We start from the raw sequence: 22,444 nt of genomic DNA, 5'->3' as shown, positions 1-22,444 counted from the left end.
TGGATCGGGCTTGATGGCCGTCCTTCTTTCATCGTCAGAACGCGAAACCATCATGGATATCGTCACCCCCGGCGCCGCCAATCTCGGTCTCTTCGCCAGCGCCGCTTTGGCGCTGCTGCTCATTCCGGGCCCGGCCGTTCTCTATGTGGTCGGCCGCTCGCTGGCACAGGGGCGCGGCGCGGGCCTGGTGTCCATCATCGGTATTCACACGGCGACGCTCGTCCACATCGCCGCGGCGGCGCTTGGATTGTCCGCCGTCCTGGCGGCTTCGGCGCTGGCCTTCGGCCTCGTCAAATATGCCGGTGCCGCCTATCTGATCTGGCTCGGCCTGCGCAAGATTTTTGGGCCAGCCGAGCCCATGGCCTTGGGCGACATGCCCTCGCATGACCACAAACGTCTGCTGCGCGACGGCTTCATCGTCAATCTTCTGAATCCGAAGACGGCGCTGTTCTTCCTGGCTTTCCTGCCGCAATTCGTCGAGCCGGAACGTGGCCATGTCGCCATGCAGATGGCCATCCTTGGCTTCATCTTCGTCCTGCTCGGCCTGATCACCGACAGTTGCTATGCGCTCGCCGCCGGCAGCGCCCGTCACTGGCTGAAAAACAACGCCACGTTCTTGAAGAGCGAACGCTATGTCACCGGCGCGCTCTTCATCGGTCTCGGCGTGACGGCGGCTTTCGCCGGCAATCAGAAGAAGTAGCGGGGCGGGATGTTGCCATCCTTGGTCGGTGCCCATGCCTTCTGATCAGCCTGACCAGCACGGGTCATCGCACGAGAATGGCGAACCTCAGGCCTTTGCCGACAGAGGTTGCGAACCTTTTAGCGGCTGCGCTTGGCGCTTCGCGATTGCGATTCTGACGCTGATCGCTTGCAGCCTCGTTTACTTCGGTTCTCCGACAACTTTGTTTGGCATCTTTGCTTTGCCAAACTGGTATGTGCTCATACCTATACTGGTGGGTGTGATCGCAACCGTTACGGTTTCGATATGGATTAAATCGCGCTGGGCGGCGTTTATTTCCGCCGCGATCTTTGGGCTGGTGATCGTGCCACTCAGCATGTTTATTCTCGACAAAGTGAAAGAGCGGGCCATCGCGCAACTAGAGCCCGAGGCCGTTGTCTCTCATTCTTTCGCTGAATCCATTCAGCATCTATTTTGGCTAGAGATAAATTATATTCTTAGTAAAGGTAAGCATCTTGACGATACGCATTTTATTCATGCGGCGGTTCTCAAGGACTGCAAAGTTTATGGCTGGAGTTATCGGCAGATGGCCTTCTCAGAATTGCAGTTTGGCATTGCGCGGCATTCAATGTTCGAAAAATGGGGGACCAATTGCCATTGGTGGAGCCGACAGCCTAGTGGCAAGAAATAGTCTTCAGATGCCGCTGATGGAGTTGCCGTGCCAGTACGCTGCCACGGACAGCGGATCGTCGTCGACTATGTCGACACACTGCGCCTGATCGCATCCATATCGCGCCCAAAGCCACGATTCAGCGCCTGTTCGATCTCGGCGATAAGTTTGCGCGCTTCGCTCGGCGAAAACAGTACGCGCTCGGGCGCATTGCCATGCAGCGTCAGCGCCACATGGCCGTCGTCGCTCTCGATGGAAATCTCGCGATGGCGGCTCGGCATGCGGATGAGTTCGCGCCGGACATCGGCGACGAGCTCGCGGCGCACGGCATGTCGAATGGCATCTTGCCGGGTGAACGGACGGGCAATCTGTTGGGCTGCAGCACGCATGGTCACTCAACCTCGTTGGGGGTTTCGCCAAAGCGGGCGAGGATCACCGCCGGGGCGAAATCGCCGGCGGAGGGGTCGCCCGTGCGCGAGAAAGCAATGGCGCCGGCACTGACCGCCGCCATCGACCGGGCGCCGCGCAGGGCTGCCTGGCTGTTCTGATAGTCGCGGGCCTCGCCGGCCACCAGGTCGCCCTCTTCATTGGCGACGAAGGGCAAAGCCACGTAATAGGTCACATCGCTCATCACGCACCTCCCGCGCGCCGCTCACGCAGCGGACACGCAGAACAGGATCGGCAATGCCCGCCGGAGCAGGCTGTCCGTATGAGAACAAAAGAGGAACAAAAAGTCAAGCGCCTTGCGCAACAGGCCCGCCAGCCAAGGCAAATTCAGCCAGGCAAGGTTAAACGGAAGGTGGCGCCCGGCCCTGCGGGATCGAGGCTGATCGTGCCGCCATGGGAGGCCAGCATGGAGCGGACGATGCCGAGACCCATGCCGGTGCCGCCGCTTTCGCGCCGCGTGGTGAAAAACGTGTCGAACACCTTGTCGCGGTTGTTAGGCGAAATGCCTTCGCCATCGTCGGCCACGGTGAGGACGAGGTTGGGTGCTGTCGCTGCCACACCGATCGTCAGGTGCCGCGCCCCATGGCGGAGGGCATTGTCGGCGAGATGGCCGAAGACGATACCGGCATCTTCCGCTGACAGCCCGAGCCGGATGTCGGAAGCCGTGCCTTCGTGCGGCTCGGTCCAAACGACCGACAGTGCCGGATAGGCGGCGCGCACGTCCGCGAGAACGGGGCCAAGCCTCGTGCTGCCGGCGCCCTGCGGATTGTCGGCGCGCGCCAGTTCGCGCAGCCGCTCGAGCAGATGGGCAAGGCGGGTGGTGTCGGCGATCATATTGTCGAGAAAGCGCCGCTGCTGCGCCGGCTCCATCGGCCGGGGGCTGTTGGCCGCGTCCCGCATCAGCTCGGCCGCCCCTTGGATCGCGGTGAGAGGCGATTTCAATTCGTGCGAAACATGGGCGGCGAATGTGCTGAGATAGGCCGAGCGCTCCGAGAGACGCTGAGCCATGGCATGAAAACTGTCGGCGAGCGCCGCCACCTCGCGCGTGCCGTAATGCGAGAGCGATGCTTCCGCCGCGCGCCCGTCGCGCCCGACCGTGGCGGTCTGTGCGATCAATCCATGGATCGGCCGGGTGATGGTGCGTGAGAACAGAAAGCCGATCAGCGAGACGACAACGACCAAGGCGAGACCGGCCAGGATCAGTTTGCGCCGTTCGCCGTAAAGGTGCCGCACGACATTGTTGGGCGTGCGCGACGCATAGACCACGCCGGCAACACCTTGATCGACGATCACCGGCATGGCGACGAAAATGCGCAAGGCCGTGCCGCGGCTGACCGAATAGATCGGCGGCGTCGGCGAGCGCGACAGGCGGGTGCGCAAGACGCTCGCATAGCGTCCGCTCAGCGCCGCGGCGACTTCCTGCACGTTGGCCAGTGAGCGTCCCTGCTCGTCGCGGCTGCCGCCGATGACGAGGCCGTTGGGATCGAGCAGGCGGAAGCCGGCAAGCGTTCGATCCTGGGTCGACGCGGCGATATCGGAGAGTTTTGCCCCTAAAGCCAGAAAGGCTGGATCGACGGGCACTGTCGTCGCCTGGGCCTCGGGCCGGCGCGGCAGGATGTCGTCACTGGCCAGATCAAGGCGTGGTTCGATGGGATGATAGGGGCCGACGGCGGGCGGTATATCGGGCGTCAGTGGACGCAGCTCTGTCGGACGCACTTGCGCTTGCAGGGCTGGGTTGTCCTTGACGAGCATCGCGAAGGTGGCGGCCAGCACCGTGGTCTGTCCGATCAGTTCCGCTTCGGTCTGGCGAATGAACTGGTTCTCATAGAGACGGAAGAAGAACAGGCCGAGAAGGGGGAGAGCGGCCACCGTCGCCAAGACGACAAAGACGATCATGCTCAGGCTGGGCCGCCATTTGCGCGGCAAAGATGCGGTCATGGTGACGGCATCGTACACGGGCCGAGGCGAAAGCCGACACCATGCACCGTCTCGACGATCGTGGTCGCGCCCAGCGCCGCGCATTTGGCGCGAATGTTGCGGATATGGCTGTCGATGGTGCGGTCCGAAACATGCACTTTGCCGTCATAGGCGGCCTGCATCAGTTGCTCGCGATCGAAGACGATACGAGGACGGCGCGCCAGCGTTTGCAGAATGGCGAATTCCAACGGCGTCAGATCGAGGTCGTGGCCGGCGAGGGCGGCGGCGTGGCGCTGCGGGTCAAGGCTGAGCGTGCCGTGCAGGAGCAGTTGCACGTCTTCGCGCGGTGCCGGTCGCGCGCGTCGCAGGATGACATTGATGCGCGCGACCAGTTCGCGTGGGCTGAACGGTTTGGTGACATAGTCGTCGCCGCCAAGCTCCAAGCCCAGCACGCGATCGATTTCATCGGAACGGGCCGAAAGAAACAGGATCGGCACGTCTGAGATTTTGCGCAGCCGGCGTGACACTTCCAATCCGTCGAGTTCGGGCATGCCGATGTCGAGCACGATGAGATCCGGTGGCCGCCGCTCCACTTGCTTCAGCGCTTCCAGGCCGTCGCGGGCGATGTCGGTCGTCATGCCGGCCTGTTCCAGAGCAAAGCAGATGACATCGCGGATGTGCGGGTCATCGTCGGCGACGAGAATGCGATGCGCCATGATCAGTTTCCGTCGCCTGGGGCGGTTGTATCAGGGGCTTCCCGGAGAGGAGCCGTTGCGTCTGTAACCCCACTCTCTGGAGCCTTTATGGCGGCAGGTTCGCTGGTCGAGGCTGTTTGCGGCTGCGCCGTGTCGAGATAATGCCACAGCCGGGCTTTCTGCAAGGTCCAGGCGCGCCAGTCACGATGCTTGCTCGGTCGGACGATGCGCCAGGCGAAGTTTATCCGCAGCTGTTTGGCGCAGGCCAACGTTCGCGCATCCGGCGGGCTGGTCATCTCGGCTTGCCGGGCCAGATAACGGTCGAGAGCCGGCAACGCGTGCGGTCCCAGCTCCGCCATGTAGCGCATATCGAGCGCGACGCCGCGGCCGGTGAATTCGCGGGCATGATCGACGTTATAGTCCGCCACGAGAGACTCGAAATTGATGAAACAGCAGCCATAGAGCACGGCGACGGCGGCGATGAGATTGATCCTGATCAGCCAATGGTTCGAGCGTCGCCGCAAGATGCGCAACAGGATGAAGAGCAGACCGAAGGCGACGAGCCCCATCCAGATGAAGGCGGAGAGACGCAAGGTCGTCAGCGAATAGATGGCGACATAAAGATCAAGCCGCAGGATCGAGGAGATGACGAGTAGCACGTTCTGCCCGACCCAGAGCGTCACAAGCCAGCGGATCCGCGGAGAGCGTTCGGCTTCCGAGCCCGGCCGCAAGGCCACCAGAACGAAGGCGGCGGCGAGCAGCGCCGTCATCATCAAGGGATAGGCGCCCTGATGGGCATAAGTGGCATAGGTCATGCCGTTGGGCAGGCGCACGCCGCCCCACAGATAGATGATGTCCATCACGCTTTGCAGCGCGAACAACAGATTGAACAGAATGAGCGCGCGCAGAATGGTGCCCGTCGTCAGAAGCAGCGACGTGTTGCCGAGGCTGGCCGGGAGTGTGTGTGGCGTCGCAATGATCGGTTTACGGCGACGGCCTTTGATCTTTGCCGTGACACAGAGCAGCGGCAGTGTGAAGATTGCGAGCAGAATCCACAGCAGTGAGCGCGAGGAAAACAGCGGGTCAAGCCAGGTGCGAATGTCAAAATTCTCGAACACCTGGCGAATGAGCGGATTGGCTGATGCAAACAGCAGCAGAAAGATCGCGCCGAGAATCAGTGGCACGCACCAGGTGAAGAACAGGGTCGCATAAGGACGGCGCGGATCGCGCCGTCGCGCGATCTTCATGGCCTGCATCGTGCGGGCTGCCAGTCGCCATGGTCCGACATAAAGCCCGGCGATCTGTAACGCCGTCGCCAGCCGCACGCCGCTCCAATGTCGCGTGATGATGAGCACGAAGGCGCCGAGCCCGGCAAGGCCGAAGCCAAGCGCCAGCAGATTCTTGTCATTGACCAGGGGCAGAAGCGCGGCGATCAGTAGGAGGACGAGGCCCATCCGCATCCGTCCATTGGTCCGCTCATTGGCACGTCTTTGCGTCATGGCACTCAAGAGCGCGGTGGCGGCCAGGAAAAGCGCGATGGAAATGCCGAGATCCCGTTCGAAGAACAGCCAGTCGCCAAGAGCAACGAGGATCAGGCAGGCGAGGACCGCGCGGCGCAGGCGCGACAAGCGAAACGAAGGCTGGGAGGACATGGCAAGATCGGTCATTGATGAAGCACTTTCATGAAGGGCAGAATGCGGGCTGAGGGGCGCGGCGTGTCTTCGCGCGCCGGCGGCTCAGCCAGCCACCAGCCGTCGTTCAGCAGGCTGGAGGGCAACCGGTTGTCAGGTTTGCGCTGATGGTGGCGGCGTGGAGAAAGGGGCGGTGGCGCGGCGGATTTCGTCATGCGCCACGGTTTAGAGCGCGCCTGTGCATGTCAGGCGGCGCGGTTGCGCAGGCCGTCAGGTGTTTTGTGCAGATTTTCTGCAGACAGGTGTTGGCTTAGCCGGCAAAGGCCTGTTTCAGGCAGTTCAGCATCAGCGCCGTCGCTTCCGGGGGATCGGCTTGTCGCGAGACGGCGCGGACCGTGGCACCAGGGCCGGGCAGTTCAAGCGGCAGCACCGTCAACGTGCCGCCGTAGATCGGATTGCGGGCGATCGAGCCCGGCATCAGCGCCAGGGTCTGCGTGCGCGGCAGGAATTCCGGCAGTGCATGCATTGCCGACCAGATCATACAGCCCGGCGGCAGCGCGATCCCGTGGGCCGAGAGCATGTCCATCAAAGTGCCATGGATGGCGGAGAAAGCCGGGGGCAGCACCCATTTGAAGCCAGCGAGATCGCGCCAGCGCACGCGTTGCCGCTGCGCCAACGGATGCTGGCGGCCGCAGACGACCACGTAGGGATCGCTGCCGAGCAGCATTTCGCGAAACATCGAGGTGTCGAGCGCGGGCGGTGTGCGGCTGATGACGAGATCGAACGTGCCATCCGCCAGGAGCGGAAACAATTTGTCGGTCGTGCCTTCGACGAGCGTGAGGGTGACGTCAGGCGTTTGTGCTTGAAACAAGGCGATCGCTTTCGGCAGCGAATGCGTGACGGTCGGCACCGCGCCGATCGCCACGCGCCCGGCGGCGCCTGTGACGAGGCCATCGAGTTCGGCGCGGCCATGTTCGATCTGGAGGAGAATTTCCATGCCGCGTTTGACGAGGATTTCGCCGGCCTCGGTGAAGGCAAGCTGGCGGCCGTTGCGCATGACGAGCGGCATCTGCAAGGCCGCTTCCATTTCGGCGATCTGTTTGGAGACGGCCGGTTGCGTCACGTTCAAAGCCGCCGCGACTTTCTTGACCTGGCCGAGCCGCGCCAGGCTGACGAGCAGGCGCAGATGATTGAGGCGCAGCCCCAAGCGAAAGAAGCGTTCGATGGCGATGGATTGCGGGCTTGCTGTCATCGGCCGCCTCCCTGGCATTACCTCTAAGTAATATTTGAACCCAAAAAGTCAATATTGGGTGATGCCACGATGGTCTAGGGTGAGGCCCTAAAGGGATCGCCGGAGGGGACGATGGATCGCAGAGCGGTATTGAAAGCAACGCTCGCCCTTGCGGCCGGCGCGACAAGCGCATCGGTCCGCGCTCAGAGCCAGGCGCAAACGACACGGCTGATCGTCGGCTTCCAGGCTGGCGCTGGCATGGACAGTCTGGCGCGCGTTCTGGCTGAACGGTTGCGCTCGGCGCTCGACACGGTGATCGTCGAAAATCAGGCTGGCGCGGGCGGCGTGATCGCCATTCGCGCGGTCAAAGCCGCGGCCGCCGATGGCCGCACGCTTCTGCTGACGCCTTCGTCGCCCCTGGTGCTCTCACCGCACACAACGAACAATATCGGCTTCGATCCTTCGCTCGATCTCATGCCCATTGGCCGCGTGGCGACGTTCACCTATGCGCTGGCGGTCGCCGCCAAGACGCCGGCGCGCACGCTCGCCGAATATGTGGCCTTGGTGAAACGTGAGCCGGCCATGGCGTCGTTCGGCACGGCTGGGGCGCGGCTGACGACACATTTCCTGGGGCTGATTTTTGCGCGCGGCGCCGGCATCAATCTCGTGCATGTTCCCTATAGGGGCGCCGCGCCCGCGATCGAGGATGCGGTCTCGGGACAAATCCCGGCGGTGATTTCGACGACGCCATCCCTGACGGCTCTGCATGAACGGGGACAGTTGCGCATCCTTGCCATCTCCGATGCGCAGCGCGACAGCGCTCTGCCCGATGTGCCGACCTTCGCCGAACTGGGTTTCGGCAATCTGGTGATGGAAGAATGGTGCGGGATCTTCGCGCCGCCCGGCTTACCGAAGTCCATGGCTGAGACTCTCGACACGGTATTGCGACAGGCTCTGGCCGACGAACAGGTACGCCAGCGTTTCGCTTATCTCGGCTTCAAGGCAACGCCACAGCCAGGCCCCGCGCTCGCCGCCGCTTTGAAGGTCGATTACGACCGCTGGGCCGAGATCGTCAAAACAGCAGGCTTTACTTCCAATGACTGAAATGTCGTCTAACGTTCTCGTTCTCCTGTCGGATGAACATTGCGCCGATCTGATGGGCGTCGCCGGCCATCCGCTGGCGCGCACGCCGCATCTCGATGCCTTGGCGGCGCGCGGCACGCGTTTCACCAATGCCTATACGCCTTCGCCGATCTGCGTGCCGGCGCGCGCCAGTCTGGCGACCGGGCTTCCGGTCCATCAGCATCGCTGTTGGGACAATGCCATCGCTTACGAAGGTCGCGACAAGAGTTGGGGCCATCGCCTGCAAGAAGCCGGCATTCGCGTCGAATCCATCGGCAAGCTGCATTATGTCGATGCCGCCAAGGATACGGGCTTTGATGCGCAGCACGTGCCCATGCACATCCATGACGGCATCGGCCAGGTGTGGGGATCGGTGCGCGATCCCTTGCCCGATCAGGCGCCCGCCGGCGGCATGTTCGCAAAACTGGGTGCCGGCGAGACCGACTACAATCGCTTCGATCGCGATGTCGCGACGCTGGCCGTGCAATGGCTGGAAGATCATGTCGAGGCGAGGCAACCTTGGGTTCTGTTCGTCGGCTTCGTCGCGCCGCATTTCCCGCTGGTCGTGCCATCAGCCTATCTCGACCAGTTTCCCGTCGATGCCATGCCGCTGCCGCGGCTGCATCCGCAGAACGGCTATCGGCGCCACCCCTGGGCGGACATCCAGGCCCGTTACGGCGGCCACGACGAGGAGATCGGCACCGATGCGCGCCGCCGCCTGGCGCTTGCGAGCTATCTCGGCCTCACCCGTTTCATGGACGAGCAGGTCGGTCGCGTGCTGACGACCTTGCAGCGCTTGCAGCTCGATCGTTCCACCACGGTGGTCTATGCCAGCGATCACGGCGACAATCTTGGCGTGCGCGGCATGTGGAACAAGAGCACGCTCTATCGCGAGGCCACGGCCATTCCGGTGATTGTCTCGGGGCCTGGTGTGCCGCAAAATCAGACGCGCAGCACCAATGTCTCGCTGATCGATCTCTATCCGACGATCCTGCAGGCCGCGGGCGTCGCCGGCGACGAGATGCAAGGATCATTGCCGCGCGGCTCGCTGCGCGATCTTGCGAACCAGCCCGACGATGCCGCGCGGCTGGCGTTCAGCGAATATCATGCGGTGGGCTCGGCGGGTGCGGCGTTCATGCTCGCCGGCGGCCGCTATAAATTCCACCACTACGAGGGTTTCGAACCGGAACTCTTCGATCTTGCAACCGATCGCGGCGAGACGGACAATCTCGCGGCAAAGCCCGAACATCGAGATATCGTGGCGCGTTTCGAACAGCGCCTGCGCGATCTCATCGATCCCACCGCGGTGGACCGTCGCGCCAAGGCCGATCAGTCGGCGCTCGTCGCGCGCTTCGGCGGCCGCGAGCAAGCGCTCAAGACCGGCACGCGCGGCGCGACGCCGGTGCCGACGACGGCGGCGTGAGTTGCCAGCCGTACAACTCCTCGCGTATCCAGTGTCCCGCTCGATGTGCCGCAGGAGAGAACACATGTCCGCCGAGAAGGTGAAGGGGCCCGCTTCCTATTTTCCGTCCATCGAGAAGACCTACGGCAAGCCGGTGAGCCACTGGTTCTCGGTCCTCGACAAGCTGAAGGACAAGAAACACGGCGAGATGGTGTCCGCGCTCAAGACCGATCACGGGCTGGGCCACGGGCACGCCAATGCCCTGGTGGCCTATCATCGGGCCAAGGACGGCAAATAGTCTTTGCGGCCGTCAATGCCCGCCCAGATAAGCGGCGATCAGCTTCTCGTCGTGGATCAGCGTATTGGCCGGTCCCGATTGCACGATCTCGCCGGTCTCGATGACATAGCCATAGTCCGCCGTTTCCAGCGCGGCGCGGGCGTTCTGTTCGACCAGCAGGATCGACACGCCGGTCTCGCGCAGCGAGGCAATGGTGCGGAAAATTTCGCGCACGATCAGCGGCGCCAGACCCAGGCTCGGTTCGTCCAGCATCAGCAGTTTCGGCCGGCTCATCAGCGCGCGGCCGAGCGCCAGCATCTGCCGCTCACCGCCCGATAGCGTGCCCGCCATCTGGCTGCGCCGCTCCTTCAAACGCGGAAAGCGATCGAAGACGCCGTCGAGATCCTGCGGCACCTGCGAGCGATCCTGCCGGCTGTAGGAGCCAAGGATCAGGTTGTCGTAGACGGACATGTCGTGGAACAGCTCGCGCTTTTCCGGCACCAGGCACAGGCCTTGGCCGACGCGGCTTTCGACCTCGAGCCGCGACAAATCCTGGCCGAGATATTCCATCCGGCCCGTGGATTTCAGCAGCCCGATGATCGCCATCATCAAGGTTGTCTTGCCGGCGCCATTGGGGCCGATGACGGTGACGATCTGGCCGGCCTCGATGGACAACGAGACGTTATGAACCGCCTCGACCTTATCGTAGGACACGCAGACATTTTCGATCGACAGCAAAGCCATTATGCGACAGCCCCGAGATAAGCTTCCTGAACGCGCGCATCGCTGCGGATTTCCTTCGGCTCGCCTTCGCAAAGCTTCGAGCCGAAATCCATCACGACGATGCGGTCGACCAACCCCATGACGAAATCCATGTCGTGCTCGACCAGCAGAATGGTCAGATGGTCCGAGCGCAAGGATCGCAACAGTTCGGCGAGTTGCAGTTTCTCCTGCCGGCGCAGGCCGGCGGCCGGCTCGTCGAGCACCAGCAGCACGGGATCGGCGGCGAGCGCGCGGGCGATTTCCAACACGCGCTGGCTGCCGAGCGGCAGATTGCCGGCCAGCTCATAAGGTTTGTCGCCGAGCCCGACGCGCTTGAGCTGAGCGAGCGCTTCCTGATAGGCGCTCGCCTCCTCGTCCTTGTTCAGCCGCAGCGCGCCGCGCCAGAAGCCGGTCTTGGTGCGCGGATAGGTGCCGAGCAGGACATTGTCGATCAAGGTCATGCGCGGCCGCAGCTTCACATGCTGGAAGGTGCGGGCGATGCCAGCGCGGGCGATCTGATACTGCCTTTTATCGGCGACCGATGCGCCCTCAAAGGCGACGCCGCCACCGCTCAGCTTCAACGCGCCGGTGATGAGGTTGAACATCGTGCTCTTGCCGGCGCCGTTCGGGCCGATGAGGCCGAGAATTTCGCCGGAGCGCACTTCGAAACTGACTTCGTTCACCGCGATCAGGCCGCCGAAGCGGCGCACGGCGGAATCGACCTTGAGGATCGTCTGGCCGGGCGGCGGCTGCGTGCGGCGCGGCAGCGGTTCGGCCGGTGGCGGTGGCTCATGTGCCGGTTCCGGCAGGAATTTCGCGACATAGGGCACGATGCCCTGCCGAGCGCGTTGCAGGAACAGGATGAACAAAGCCGAGAAGGCGACGATTTCCAACTGGCCGGAGGCGCCCTTGGCGATTAAAGGCAGATAGTCCTGAATGCTGTTCTTCAAGACCGTGACGATGGCCGCGCCGACGATGCCACCGATGATGCTGCCGGCACCGCCGATCATCGCCATCATCAGATATTCGATGCCCATGCCGGCTTCGAATGGCGTCGGGCTGACGAAACGGCTCATATGCGCATAGAGCCAGCCCGACACGGCGGCGAGCAGCGCCGCGATGATGAAGCTCGCCAGCTTGATCCAGAAGGCATTGATGCCCAGGCTCTCGACCAAGGTGTCGCCGCCACGCAAGGTGCGCATGGCGCGCCCGACACGCGAGTTGAGCAGATTGTAGGCGAGAAGCACGGCGATGATGACGATGGCCCAGATCAGATAATAGATCTGCGTACTGCGGATCAGTTCGATCGAGCCGAACGAAATCGGCGGGATCGAGGCGATGCCGTTGTAATTGCCCAGCCCTTCGATATTGCCGAACATATAAGCGATCGCCAGGCCCCAGGCGATGGTGCTCAGTGAGAGAAAGTGGCCCTTGAGGCGCAGGGTGACGAACCCCAGGAAAGCCGCGATGCTGCACGTCAGCACCGCGCCCAGGATGAGGCCGAGCCAGGGCGAATAACCGCCCGTCGTCGACAGCCAGGCGGAGGCATAGGCGGAAACGCCGACGAAGGCCGCCTGGCCGAAGGAGACGATGCCGCCGACGCCGGTGAGTAGCGCCAGGCCGATCGCCACCAGCGCATAGATGCCGATGTAATTGAGCAGCGTGATGCTGAACGAGCCGAGCACATAGGGGGCAATGCCGAGGCAGACGACGGCGATGAGGCCGATGAGATGGATCTGGGAGCGTCTCATTCGTCGACTTCCTCTTCGGAGTGGAGCGCGGCGAGCGACCGCCAGATGAGGATGGGAATGAGCATCGAGAAAACGATCACGTCCTTAAAGGCGCTGCTTTGGAACGAGGCGAAGCTTTCCAGAATGCCGACGAAGACCGCGCCGATGGCGGTTCCCGGGTAACTGGCCAAGCCGCCGATGATGGCACCCACGAAGGCCTTGAGGCCGATGAGGAAGCCTGAGTCATAGAAGATGGTGTTGACCGGCGCGATGAGAATGCCCGACACGCCGGCCATCAGCGATCCGAGCAGATAGGCGACCGTGCCGGCGCGCGCCGGCCGGATGCCCATCAGCCGCGCGCCGGTGCGATTGATCGCGGTGGCGCGCAGGGACTTTCCGACGAGTGTGAAGTCGAAGAAGAGATAGAGCAGCACGCTGAACACGATGGCCGCCACGACGATCAGGATCGTCTGACCGGACAGCATGATGCCGGCGATCTCCATATGGAAGGAGGAGAGCGGTTCCGTGCGCACGCCTTCCGGCCCGAAGAACAGAAGCCCCAGGCCAACCAGAGCAAAGTGCAGCGCGACGGAGACGATCAGGAGCAGCAGCACCGTGCCATCGGCGATGGGACGGAAGACGATGCGATCGAGCAGCGGCGCGATTGGCAGAATGAGCAACAGCGCCATGGCGAGGCGCACCGGCAGTGGCGGCTTCAGCGGAATGAGCAGCCACACCGCAAGCGCGATCGCCGCCGGCAGGGCGAGATAATAGAAGAGCGCGTAAGGGATCTCGCGATAATCCTGCTTGCGCACCAGCGAGGTCACCTCGACCAGGGTCGCGAGGCATGCGAGCGCCACCAGCAGGCCGATCGTCCCGGGAACCTGCCCGGTGTCCAACGCGGCCAATGTCAAAGCGGTGAAAGCGGCGATGTCTCCAAACGGAATGAAGATCACGCGCGTAACCGTGAAGATGAGAACCGTACCGATCGCAACCAGAACGTAGATGGCACCAGTCGCAATGCCATCTACGCCTAGGATCGCCGCAATATCAGGCGTCATGTGTGAGAAACCTTCTCCCTTACGGGCCGTTCGCCGATTAAGGCGCGTATTTCCGATTAAGGCGCATATTTCCAAGCGCCGTTTTCGAGCTTGACGATCACCAGCGCGCGATCGTCGACGCCATAGGTTTCGCCCGGCTTGAAATTATAGACCGCGTGGGTCCCAGCCAATTCCTTCGTCTTGAAGATTTCATCCTTCAAGGCGGTACGGAATTCCGGCGTGCCGGGCTTGGCCACTTTCAGCGCGCGCTCCGCCGCGCCCAGGAAGATGAGCCAGCCGTCGAAGGCATAGGCCGAGAACACGTCGGTCGTCGGCATGTTGTTGGCTTTTTGATAGGCCTCGCGGAACGCAAGCGAAATCTTCTTGGAGAAGTGATTGTCGGGAAGCTGTTCGGCGACGATCACCGGGCCGGCCGACACCTGAATGCCTTCCGCTGCCTTGCCGCCGACGCGCACGAAGTCAGGATTGATCAAAGCCACGGTGCCGTAGTTCTTGCCCTTGTAGCCGCGCTCGGCGAGCGACAGCAGCGGCAATGCGCCTTGCGTGCCCGAGCCGCCGTTGAGCACACCGTCGGGGCGCGCCGCCATCACTTTGAGAATCTGGCCGGTCACCGATGTGTCGGCGCGCGCATAGCGCTCGTTGGTCAGCACTTTGATCAGGCCGGCCTGTTCGGCGGCTTTCGCGCCGGTGTAGACGAGATCGCCCCAGGCGTCGGAAAAGCCGATGAAACCGACATTCTTGACGCCATCGCGCACCATGCGGTCGGCGACGACCTTGACGAGCAGGGTGGCGGGCTGCGGCACGGCAATCGCCCATTGCTCACCGGTCGCGGTGAGGTTGATCGGCGATACCGCGATCATCGGTGTCTTCAGCTCACCGGCGACGGCGGCCATGGCGATGGTCGAGGGCGCCGTTGCCGTGCCGATCAGAATGTCGACTTTCTCTTCCTCGACGAGCTTGCGTGTGTTGCGCGTCGCCGACGAGGGATCGGAACCGTCATCGAGCTGGATCAGGCGAATTTTCTCGCCGCCGACTTCGCTGCGATATTCATAAGCCGCCGCCGCGCCACGGCCATAAGGAATGCCGATCGATGAACCGGCGCCGCTGAGCGATGTGACGAAGCCGACGCGAATTTCGGCGGAGGCGGCTGTTGTCAACGCCAAAGCCGTCGATAGAGAAAGCAGAAGTTTGAACGCGCGCATATTGAATCTCCCTCGCCTGAAGCCTTTCGCTTCACATTCGTCTTTAAGATGTGCCGTCTTTAAGATTTGCCGGTTCAGCATCGAGTGTTCTAGCTTCCGTTCAAGACACGTTTCGCCATTCGAAAGGCAAGCAAGTGCCGAGCCAGAAGAAAGCGCCTCGAATTCAGACCTCCTTCGTTGAAACAAAGTCCGGGCGCATTCACGTGGCCTGCGCGGGAGAAGGTTATCCGGTTCTGCTGCTGCACCAAACGCCGCGTTCGTGGGACGAATACCGCGACGTCCTGCCGATGTTGGGACAATCGTTCCGCGCCATCGCGATGGATACGCCGGGCTTCGGTGCGTCCGATGGTCTGCCCGGTGGACAGGTCTCGATCGAAGCCTGGGCGCAGACGGCGTTGGGCGTTCTCGACGCGTTGGGTCTGAGCGAGGCCGCCGTCGTCGGTCATCACACCGGTGCCGCCATTGCTTTGGAAGTGGCGGCCGCGGCGCCGCGGCGCGTCAGCGCTCTGGTCCTCTCCGCCTGTCCTTATGTCGATGCGGCGCGCCGTGAAAAGCATGGCAAGGCTCAAGTCGTCGACGATGTCGAAATCACAGCCGATGGCGCCCATCTGACGGAGCTTTGGCGCCGCCGCCAGCCGCTCTATCCCGCTGGCGATACAGAGCTTCTGACCCGTTTCATGATCGACGCCCTGCGCGCCGGCCCGCTCGCCGCCGAAGGCCATCGCGCCGTCAATCGCTATGTGATGGAAGAGCGCATCGGTCTGGTGCGCTGCCCGACCTTGGTGCTGGCGCCCCGCGCGGATCCGCACGCTTTTCCGGCGGCGCCGCGTGTTGCTCAGGCCATTGCCGGCAGCGTTTTGCGTGAGGTCGAAGGAGCGATGGTGCCGTTTCCCGATCAGATGCCCGAGACTTTCGCCGCTCTCGTGCGCGACTTCATCGCGCAGCGGGTGGGAGCCTGAACCGGAAGCGACTATGCAGGCCATGCTCAGGCGTCTCCAGCGCGGCGCCAGAGAGCGAGCAATGCCAAGCCCAAGAAGCCCCCTACCGACTGCCTCACGACAGTCTGCTCCAAGGCGTCATATCGGTCCCCTTCCATTGCCGATATCCCGACGGTAATTCCTTTATACATAAAATGATAAATCACCGATCGTCAACATGCCGACCTCCTTTCTGGCGGTTGTCGTCGCAAAATTATCGCGCGTACTTCGTCTTCGAACGATCCGCTTGTTTGATTATGCCGATCGCGACTGATGAAAAAAGCGATGAATATTGATGTTTTGCGATGCGTTTTGATCAAGCTCTGTGCAAGCGGGCCTTGCATCGTGGCTCATGGCGGCTTGATCGTCGCTCCGAGCGATTGACGGCAAAACTACTTTATGATTGAAGTTCATTGAATTCGGAGCGTGCTCTTCGCGGTCCGTCGGATCTCGATCCGACACACGCGCCGCCCCGGTTTCGCGACCGACGGGAGGGTCTTCATTCAATCATGAGTGGATGGATCGAGACAGGCCTTCGTGCAATGCGTCATCCTTGGCGCCGCCCTGGCGGATTCTTTCCGCCGATGGGCGAGTGGCTTACAGGCCTCACCCTTCTCACATATTTGAAAGCCTATCGGCAGCGTGAGCACGCGGATTATGATCCGGGCAGTGCATCAGTATCCGTTCATTCTTGATTTCCAACAGCCGAAAGCAGCGAGGAAGCCATGGACACCTATCGAAACAATATCGATGCCGTCCGCGCGCTGGTTCGTGACGCCGAAGTGCATCGCGACGTCTATATCGACGACGAAATCTTTCAGCTCGAGATGGAACATCTGTTCCGCAACACCTGGGTTTATGTCGGCCACGACAGCCAGGTGCCGAATGCCGGCGATTATTTCGGCACCAGCATCGGCACGCAGCCGGTGCTGATGGTCCGCCACAGCGACGGCCAGGTCTATGTGCTGCACAACCGCTGCCCGCACAAAGGCACGCGCATCACCACGGAAACTTGCGGCAACACCGGAAAAATGTTCCGCTGCCCCTATCACGCCTGGAGCTTCCGCACCGATGGCTCGCTGCTCGGCGTGCCCCTGCGCAAAGGCTACGAACATGCGGGCTTCGACACCAGCGTAGCCAAGCAGGGCCTGAGCCAGGTCAAGCATGTGCGCAACTATCGCGGCTTCGTCTTCGCCAAGATCAGCGACCACGGCCCCGATTTCGAGGAATTCTTCGGCGGCAGCCTGTCGAGCATCGACAATATGGTCGATCGCTCGCCCGTCGGCCGGCTCGAAGTGGCCGGCGGCGTGCTGCGCTATATGCACAATTGCAACTGGAAGATGCTGGTCGAGAACCAGACCGACACCTGTCATCCCATGGTGGCGCATGAATCCTCCGCCGGCACCACGGTGGAAGTGTGGAAGAGCGCGCCTCCGGGCACGCCCAAGCCGATGGCGGTGGAAATCTATGCGCCGTTCATGTCGCCCTATGAATTCTATGAAGGCATGGGCATTCGCGTCTGGCCGAATGGCCATGGCCACACCGGCGTGACCAAGTCGATCCACTCCGATTATTCCAGCGTGCCCGGCTATACGGAAATGATGGAGAAGGCCTATGGCGCCGAGCGTGCCCATGCCATTCTCAACGAGAACCGTCACAACACGGTCTATTTTCCCAATGTGATGATGAAGGGACCGATCCAGCTTCTGCGCGTGTTCAAGCCCTTGGCCGCCGATCGCACCTTGGTCGAATCCTGGACGTTCCGTCTTGTCGAGGCGCCCGACATGCTTCTGCAACGCACGGTGATGTACAACCGCCTGATCAATGCACCGACGTCGATCGTCGGCCATGACGATCTGGAAATGTATGAGCGCGCCCAGGAAGGCCTGCACGTCGACGGCAATCAATGGGTCAATCTGCAACGGCTCTATGTGCCCGGCGAAGAGCAGGGCGACGAGGCGGTTACCAACGGCACGAGCGAATGGCAGATGCGCAATCAGTTCCGCGCCTGGAACAAGTTCATGACTTTGTCGATGTGAGTGGGGCAGCGGAACAGATGACAGTGCCTTCCAATCAGGACCTCATCGACTTTGTCGTGCGCGAGGCCCGGCTGATCGACCAGCATCGTTTCGAGGAATGGCTCGACCTCTTCGCCGAGGACGGCATCTACTGGATGCCGCTCGAATGGGGCCAGACCGATCCACGCCTCACCACATCCCTGATGTATGAAGACAAGCTGCTGCTGAAAATCCGCGTCGAACGGCTGAAAGGCGCACGCACCTTCAGCCAGAAGCCGAAGAGCCGCTGCCACCACGTGCTGCAGGTGCCGCAGGTCGATCAGCGCGACGATGCTACCGGCACCTATGTGCTGTGGACGCCGATGCATTATGTCGAAACGCGTCTCGACGATCAGAAACTCTATGCCGCCTGGGCGACGCACACTTTGGCGCTGGTCGATGGCGTGCTGCGGATCAAGATGAAGCGCGTCGACATCGTCAATTGCGACGCCGCCTTCGGCAATATTCAGCTCTTCATGTAAGGTTGCGGGGATGACGGAACGCAAATTCGCGGTGGTGACGGGCGGCAGCGCGGGCATTGGCGCCGCCATCTGCCAGGCGCTTCTCGCCGCCGATTATGATGTGGCCTCGCTCGATCGGCAAAAACCCACCTGGTCGCATGCGCGCTTGAAAAGCGTCGACGTCGATTTGATGGACGCGGCCGCCACTGAGCAGGCAGCCACCGAACTGGCGAAGACCGCGCCGGTCAGCCATTTCGTTCACAATGCCGGCATCATTCTGCCAAACTTCGTCGAGAAGGCGCAGCCTGACGATCTCGTCGCGCTGACGCGATTGCATCTGGCCGCCCCGCTCGTTCTCCTGAAAGCCTTCCTGCCTGGCTTCAAGGCGCGGCGCGCGGGCCGCGTGATCCTCATTTCGTCGCGCGCGGCTCTCGGCGTCGTCACCCGCACGGCCTATTCGGCGACCAAGGCCGGTATCATCGGCATGGGCCGCACCTGGGCGCTGGAACTGGCGCCGCACGGCATCACCGTGAACATGATTGCGCCGGGGCCGATCGGCACGACGCAGATGTTTCAGGAGCTGGTGCCGGTTGGCAGCGATGTGGAAGGCGCTATTGCCAAGTCCATTCCCGTTGGCCGCCTCGGTGCACCCGAGGATGTCGCCAATGCGGTCGTGTTCTTCGCGCAGCCGCAATCCAGCTTCGTGACAGGCCAGGTGCTTTATGTGTGTGGCGGCGCCAGTGTTGGCGTCTCCCCAGTCTAAAATTCTATTCGTTCTGAAAGTCTCTCATGCCCGGTTCCTTGCGCAGGCCCTATGATCGGATCGTCGTAGCCGCGCCCGTCACGATTCCTTATGCGCGTTATTCGATCAAAAGTGCCCATTGGTGGATCGGCCGCGCGCTAAAAGCGCTGACCGAGGCGGCCGGTATCACCGTCCGGGATATCGACGGCTTCTGCGTGTCGAGCTTCACGCTCGGCATGGATACGGGCATCGGCCTCACCCAGCATTTTGGCCTGTGCGTGCGCTGGCTCGATCACATCCCGCTGGGCGGCGCCAGCGCCATCGCGGCGCTGCGCCGCGCCGCCCGCGCCGTGGAGGCGCATGATGCCGACATCATCGCCTGCGTCGCCGGCGACACCAATCACACCGATTCCTTCCGCCGGACGCTCGAGAATTTCTCGCGCTTCTCGTCCGATGCGGTCTATCCCCATGGCGCCGGCGGCGCCAACGGCAGTTTCGCCTTGATCGCCCGCAACTATATGCGCACCTATGGCGTCAAGCGTGAGGATTTGGGCCGTATCGCCGTGGCGCAGCGCGCGAATGCCTTGCGCAATCCGCACGCGCTGATGAAGACGCCACTCACCTTGGAGCAATATATGGCGGCCCGGCCGATCGCCGATCCGATCCATCTGTTCGATTGCGTCATGCCCTGCGCCGGCGCCGAAGCTTTTCTGGTGATGCGCGAGGAAACGGCGAAGGCGCTCGGCATCACGGGTGCGAAACTGCTCGGCACCATCGAACGCCATAATGCGTTCGGCAACGATCCGATGCAGGTGCGCGGTGGCTGGGCCATGGATATTGACGATCTCTATGGCATGGCCGGCGTCAAACCCGACGACATGGACTTCGTCCAGACCTATGACGACTATCCGGTGATCTCCATGATGCAGTTCGAGGATCTCGGCTTTTGCAAGAAAGGCGAGGGCGCGGATTTCGTGCGCGGGCACGATCTGACCATCGACGGCGATTTCCCTCATAACACCAGCGGCGGCCAGCTTTCGGCCGGCCAGGCTGGCGCGGCCGGCGCCTATATCGGCGTCACTGAAGCGCTGCGGCAGGTTCTGGGCACCGCCGGCCCCACCCAGGTCAAGAACGCCAAGATCGGCCTCGCGTCGGGCTTCGGCATGATCAACTATGATCGCGGCCTCTCCTCGGGCGCGGCGATCCTCGCGGGAGCTGCGTCATGACCGAGCCGCTTGTCCGCCCGCGCCGCAAAAATCCGCTCGCTCGCACCCGCCTGCCGACCTTGCCGCCGCAATGGCGCAGCCGCACGTCACACGAGCTGACGCGGGCCGCCGCGGAAGGGCGCTTCGCCCTGCAATGCTGCGTAGCCTGCGGCCATTTTACCTATCCGGCGCGCGATGCCTGCCCGGTGTGTCTGTCGGATGAACTGGTGTTCAAGGATGCACCGCGCGGCGGCACGGTTCTCTCCGAGACGACGCTGCACATTCCGGCCGACGTCTATTTCCGCGAACGTGCGCCCTGGCGCATCGGCCTCGTCAAGCTCGACGCCGGCCCGACCATGGTCGCGCACCTGCATGGCGACAGCAAGGAAGGCGATACGGTTCGCATGAGCTTGCAGATCGATAAGGCCGGCCAGCCGGTGGCCTTCGCCCAACCTCAGACAGAGACGCCGCACATGAGCGATGACAAGCAATGGCGGGAAATGACCGCCGATCCGAAATTCCGCCGCGTGCTCGTCACCAATGGCCGCACGGTGATCGGCCAGGAAGTGGTGCGCGCGATGAAGGAGGCGGGCGCCTCCATCATCTTCGTCGGCATCGCCGATGCCTGGAAGCCCTTCCCGGGCGAGATGGCATTGCGTGCCATGGACGGCGTCACCATCGTGCCGCTGAACACGGCGGATGAAAAATCGACCTTCGATCTCGCCGCCGACATAGGGGCCAAGGTCGACATTCTCGTCAACACGTCCGAGCATATTCGCGGCGGCGGGCTGCTCGATCGTCATGGCACCAGCACGTCGGTCGACGAGATCGAACGGAGCTATATGGCTTTCCTGCATCTGGCTCAGGCCTTTGGCCCGGTGATGCGCATGCGCGGCGCCGATGGCGTCAACAGCGCGGTCGCCTGGGTGAATATTCTGTCGGTCTATGCTTTCGCCAACTGGCCACAGTTCGGTCAGTATTCAGCCGTGCAGGCCGCTTGCCTGTCATTGTCGCAATGCCTGCGCGCGGAACTGCGGCCAGGTGGCGTGCGCGTCATGAACGTGTTCACCGGCCCGCTCGACACCGAATGGTTCCAGACCGTGCCGCCGCCGAAGCTGGCGCCGCGCGTGCTCGCCACCGGCCTCGTGCGTGGCCTGAAGAATGGGCTCGAGGATGTCTTCGTCGGCGATGTCGCCGAGGAAGTGCACCAGCGCTTCGCCGCCAATCCGAAGGCGCTCGAACGCGAACTCGGCCAGTAGTTTTCAAGAAACACAGTTGGAGACGGGAATGGATAAATCGCCCCTTCAGGATTTCGCCGCGGCGATTGCATCCGGCAAGGTCAGGATCGTCGATCTGACTTTCACTTTGAGCCCGGATTTCCCGGTCATCGTTCTGCCGCCGGAAGTGGGGCAGGCGATGCCGATGCGCATTCAGCGCATCTCGCGCTACGACGATGCCGGCCCGGGCTGGTATTGGAACAACATCACGCTCTGCGAACACACCGGCACGCATTTTGACGCGCCGATCCATTGGCACACTGGCAAGGATCTGCCGAACAACGCGGTCGACACTCTGCCGCCGCAGGACATGATCGCGCCGGCCTGCGTCATCGATTGTTCTGTTGAGGCGGGCAAGGATGCGGATTTTCTGCTCACCGTGCCTATCGTCGAAGCCTGGGAGGCCAAGCACGGCCGTATCCCCGAACGCCATTGGGTGCTGCTGCGTACCGATTGGTCGAAAAAGAATTTTCGCGACTATGCCAATCTGAAGGAAGATGGCGCTCACACGCCGGGGCCGAATGCCGAAGTCATGCGCTGGCTGGTGCATGAGCGTGGCATCATCGGTTTCGGCACCGAGACCATCGGCACCGACTGGGGCCAGGCCTTCCATCTCGATCCGCCGCTGCCGGCGCATCATTATCTGCACGGCGCCGGCCGCTATGGCCTGCAATGCCTGTGCAATCTCGATCAATTGCCGCCGACCGGCGCGATGATCGTCTCGGCGCCGTTGAAGATCGAAAACGGCTCGGGCAGCCCGCTGCGCGTGTTGGCTTTGGTGTCGCATTAGCGCCGGACGTGACGCGACACCTTGGTGTCATCCCGGACACGCACAGCGTGATCCGGGAACCAGGGCGTGTGGTCGTGTAAGCGTTTGCCCCTGGATCCCCGCTCGGCCG

General features: G+C 62.5%; 23 protein-coding genes. 12 read left to right on the top strand and 11 right to left on the bottom strand.

Annotated elements, in window-relative coordinates; translation table 11 throughout:
• Positions 1–52 precede the first annotated feature (52 nt).
• Together OIM99_RS04545 and OIM99_RS04540 are read left to right on the top strand one after the other, a co-directional pair.
• Positions 53–700 (top strand): LysE family translocator, encoded by a 648-nt coding sequence (locus tag OIM99_RS04545; RefSeq protein WP_311849140.1) that lies wholly within the window; start codon positions 53–55, stop codon positions 698–700.
• 34 nt (positions 701–734) lie between these two features.
• Positions 735–1,370, top strand: coding sequence for a hypothetical protein (locus OIM99_RS04540; protein ID WP_311849139.1), 636 nt, complete (start codon positions 735–737; stop codon positions 1,368–1,370).
• 65 nt (positions 1,371–1,435) lie between these two features.
• Here OIM99_RS04540 and OIM99_RS04535 read toward each other — a convergent pair whose 3' ends face one another.
• From OIM99_RS04535 to OIM99_RS04505, 7 genes are all read right to left on the bottom strand, one after another.
• Positions 1,436–1,738, bottom strand: coding sequence for a hypothetical protein (locus tag OIM99_RS04535; RefSeq protein WP_311849138.1), 303 nt, complete (start codon positions 1,736–1,738; stop codon positions 1,436–1,438).
• A 2-nt stretch (positions 1,739–1,740) separates the two neighbouring features.
• Positions 1,741–1,980 (bottom strand): hypothetical protein, encoded by a 240-nt coding sequence (locus OIM99_RS04530; RefSeq protein ID WP_311849137.1) that lies wholly within the window; start codon positions 1,978–1,980, stop codon positions 1,741–1,743.
• A 143-nt stretch (positions 1,981–2,123) separates the two neighbouring features.
• Complete coding sequence (locus tag OIM99_RS04525; RefSeq protein ID WP_311849136.1) at positions 2,124–3,734, bottom strand: HAMP domain-containing sensor histidine kinase; 1,611 nt, start codon at positions 3,732–3,734, stop codon at positions 2,124–2,126.
• Positions 3,731–4,429 (bottom strand): response regulator transcription factor, encoded by a 699-nt coding sequence (locus OIM99_RS04520; RefSeq protein ID WP_311849135.1) that lies wholly within the window; start codon positions 4,427–4,429, stop codon positions 3,731–3,733. Before OIM99_RS04520 ends, OIM99_RS04525 begins: the two co-directional genes overlap by 4 nt.
• Before the next feature lie 2 nt (positions 4,430–4,431).
• The gene (locus OIM99_RS04515) at positions 4,432–6,060 is read right to left on the bottom strand and encodes a DUF4173 domain-containing protein (RefSeq protein ID WP_311849134.1); all 1,629 of its coding nucleotides are present in this window, start codon (positions 6,058–6,060) and stop codon (positions 4,432–4,434) included.
• Positions 6,061–6,071: 11 nt separating this feature from the next.
• Entirely contained in the window at positions 6,072–6,254 is a 183-nt protein-coding gene (locus OIM99_RS04510) for a hypothetical protein (RefSeq protein ID WP_311849133.1), read from the bottom strand.
• 95 nt (positions 6,255–6,349) lie between these two features.
• On the bottom strand, positions 6,350–7,291 hold the full coding sequence (locus OIM99_RS04505) for a LysR family transcriptional regulator (protein ID WP_311849132.1): 942 nt from the start codon (positions 7,289–7,291) through the stop codon (positions 6,350–6,352).
• Positions 7,292–7,402: 111 nt separating this feature from the next.
• Between OIM99_RS04505 and OIM99_RS04500 the strand changes: the two genes are divergently transcribed.
• The 3 genes from OIM99_RS04500 (at position 7,403) to OIM99_RS04490 (ending at position 10,092) form a co-directional block, all read left to right on the top strand.
• Complete coding sequence (locus OIM99_RS04500) at positions 7,403–8,374, top strand: tripartite tricarboxylate transporter substrate-binding protein (RefSeq protein ID WP_311849131.1); 972 nt, start codon at positions 7,403–7,405, stop codon at positions 8,372–8,374.
• A gap of 1 nt (position 8,375) precedes the next feature.
• Complete coding sequence (locus tag OIM99_RS04495) at positions 8,376–9,815, top strand: sulfatase-like hydrolase/transferase (RefSeq protein WP_311849130.1); 1,440 nt, start codon at positions 8,376–8,378, stop codon at positions 9,813–9,815.
• A 64-nt stretch (positions 9,816–9,879) separates the two neighbouring features.
• Positions 9,880–10,092, top strand: coding sequence for a DUF4287 domain-containing protein (locus OIM99_RS04490; protein ID WP_311849129.1), 213 nt, complete (start codon positions 9,880–9,882; stop codon positions 10,090–10,092).
• Positions 10,093–10,104: 12 nt separating this feature from the next.
• Here the strand turns inward: OIM99_RS04490 and OIM99_RS04485 are convergent, their stop codons facing one another.
• The 4 genes from OIM99_RS04485 to OIM99_RS04470 are packed head-to-tail and all read right to left on the bottom strand — an operon-like array spanning position 10,105 to position 14,826.
• On the bottom strand, positions 10,105–10,815 hold the full coding sequence (locus tag OIM99_RS04485) for an ABC transporter ATP-binding protein (protein WP_409371468.1): 711 nt from the start codon (positions 10,813–10,815) through the stop codon (positions 10,105–10,107).
• Complete coding sequence (locus OIM99_RS04480; protein WP_311849128.1) at positions 10,815–12,584, bottom strand: branched-chain amino acid ABC transporter ATP-binding protein/permease; 1,770 nt, start codon at positions 12,582–12,584, stop codon at positions 10,815–10,817. The genes OIM99_RS04485 and OIM99_RS04480 overlap by 1 nt, the downstream gene beginning before the upstream one ends.
• Positions 12,581–13,624, bottom strand: a complete 1,044-nt coding sequence (locus tag OIM99_RS04475) for a branched-chain amino acid ABC transporter permease (protein ID WP_311849127.1) — start codon at positions 13,622–13,624, stop codon at positions 12,581–12,583. The genes OIM99_RS04480 and OIM99_RS04475 overlap by 4 nt, the downstream gene beginning before the upstream one ends.
• A gap of 56 nt (positions 13,625–13,680) precedes the next feature.
• Positions 13,681–14,826: an ABC transporter substrate-binding protein gene (locus tag OIM99_RS04470; RefSeq protein ID WP_311849126.1), complete on the bottom strand. Its 1,146-nt coding sequence runs from the start codon at positions 14,824–14,826 to the stop codon at positions 13,681–13,683.
• Between the two features lie 203 nt (positions 14,827–15,029).
• Here OIM99_RS04470 and OIM99_RS04465 point away from each other — a divergent pair, with 203 nt between their 5' ends.
• The 7 genes from OIM99_RS04465 to OIM99_RS04435 all read left to right on the top strand — a co-directional run bounded on the left by OIM99_RS04465 (position 15,030) and on the right by OIM99_RS04435 (position 22,335).
• Positions 15,030–15,785: an alpha/beta hydrolase gene (locus tag OIM99_RS04465; protein WP_311849125.1), complete on the top strand. Its 756-nt coding sequence runs from the start codon at positions 15,030–15,032 to the stop codon at positions 15,783–15,785.
• A 743-nt stretch (positions 15,786–16,528) separates the two neighbouring features.
• Positions 16,529–17,842, top strand: coding sequence for an aromatic ring-hydroxylating dioxygenase subunit alpha (locus OIM99_RS04460; RefSeq protein WP_311849124.1), 1,314 nt, complete (start codon positions 16,529–16,531; stop codon positions 17,840–17,842).
• Positions 17,843–17,859: 17 nt separating this feature from the next.
• Entirely contained in the window at positions 17,860–18,342 is a 483-nt protein-coding gene (locus tag OIM99_RS04455; protein ID WP_311849123.1) for an aromatic-ring-hydroxylating dioxygenase subunit beta, read from the top strand.
• A 10-nt stretch (positions 18,343–18,352) separates the two neighbouring features.
• Positions 18,353–19,084 carry an SDR family oxidoreductase gene (locus tag OIM99_RS04450; RefSeq protein ID WP_311849122.1) on the top strand — a complete coding sequence of 244 codons (732 nt, stop codon included), beginning with the start codon at positions 18,353–18,355 and terminating at the stop codon, positions 19,082–19,084.
• Positions 19,085–19,110: 26 nt separating this feature from the next.
• Positions 19,111–20,289, top strand: a complete 1,179-nt coding sequence (locus OIM99_RS04445; RefSeq protein WP_311849121.1) for a thiolase family protein — start codon at positions 19,111–19,113, stop codon at positions 20,287–20,289.
• Positions 20,286–21,527, top strand: a complete 1,242-nt coding sequence (locus tag OIM99_RS04440; RefSeq protein WP_311849120.1) for an SDR family NAD(P)-dependent oxidoreductase — start codon at positions 20,286–20,288, stop codon at positions 21,525–21,527. Before OIM99_RS04445 ends, OIM99_RS04440 begins: the two co-directional genes overlap by 4 nt.
• Before the next feature lie 28 nt (positions 21,528–21,555).
• The gene (locus OIM99_RS04435) at positions 21,556–22,335 is read left to right on the top strand and encodes a cyclase family protein (protein WP_311849119.1); all 780 of its coding nucleotides are present in this window, start codon (positions 21,556–21,558) and stop codon (positions 22,333–22,335) included.
• The last annotated feature ends 109 nt before the right edge of the window (positions 22,336–22,444 follow it).

It is taken from the genome of Methylocella sp. CPCC 101449, from assembly GCF_031921685.1.
Taxonomy (GTDB): Bacteria; Pseudomonadota; Alphaproteobacteria; order Rhizobiales; family Beijerinckiaceae; genus Terripilifer.
Note: the sequence above shows the minus strand (reverse complement) of the source record. Positions and strands in the feature narration are given on the sequence as shown.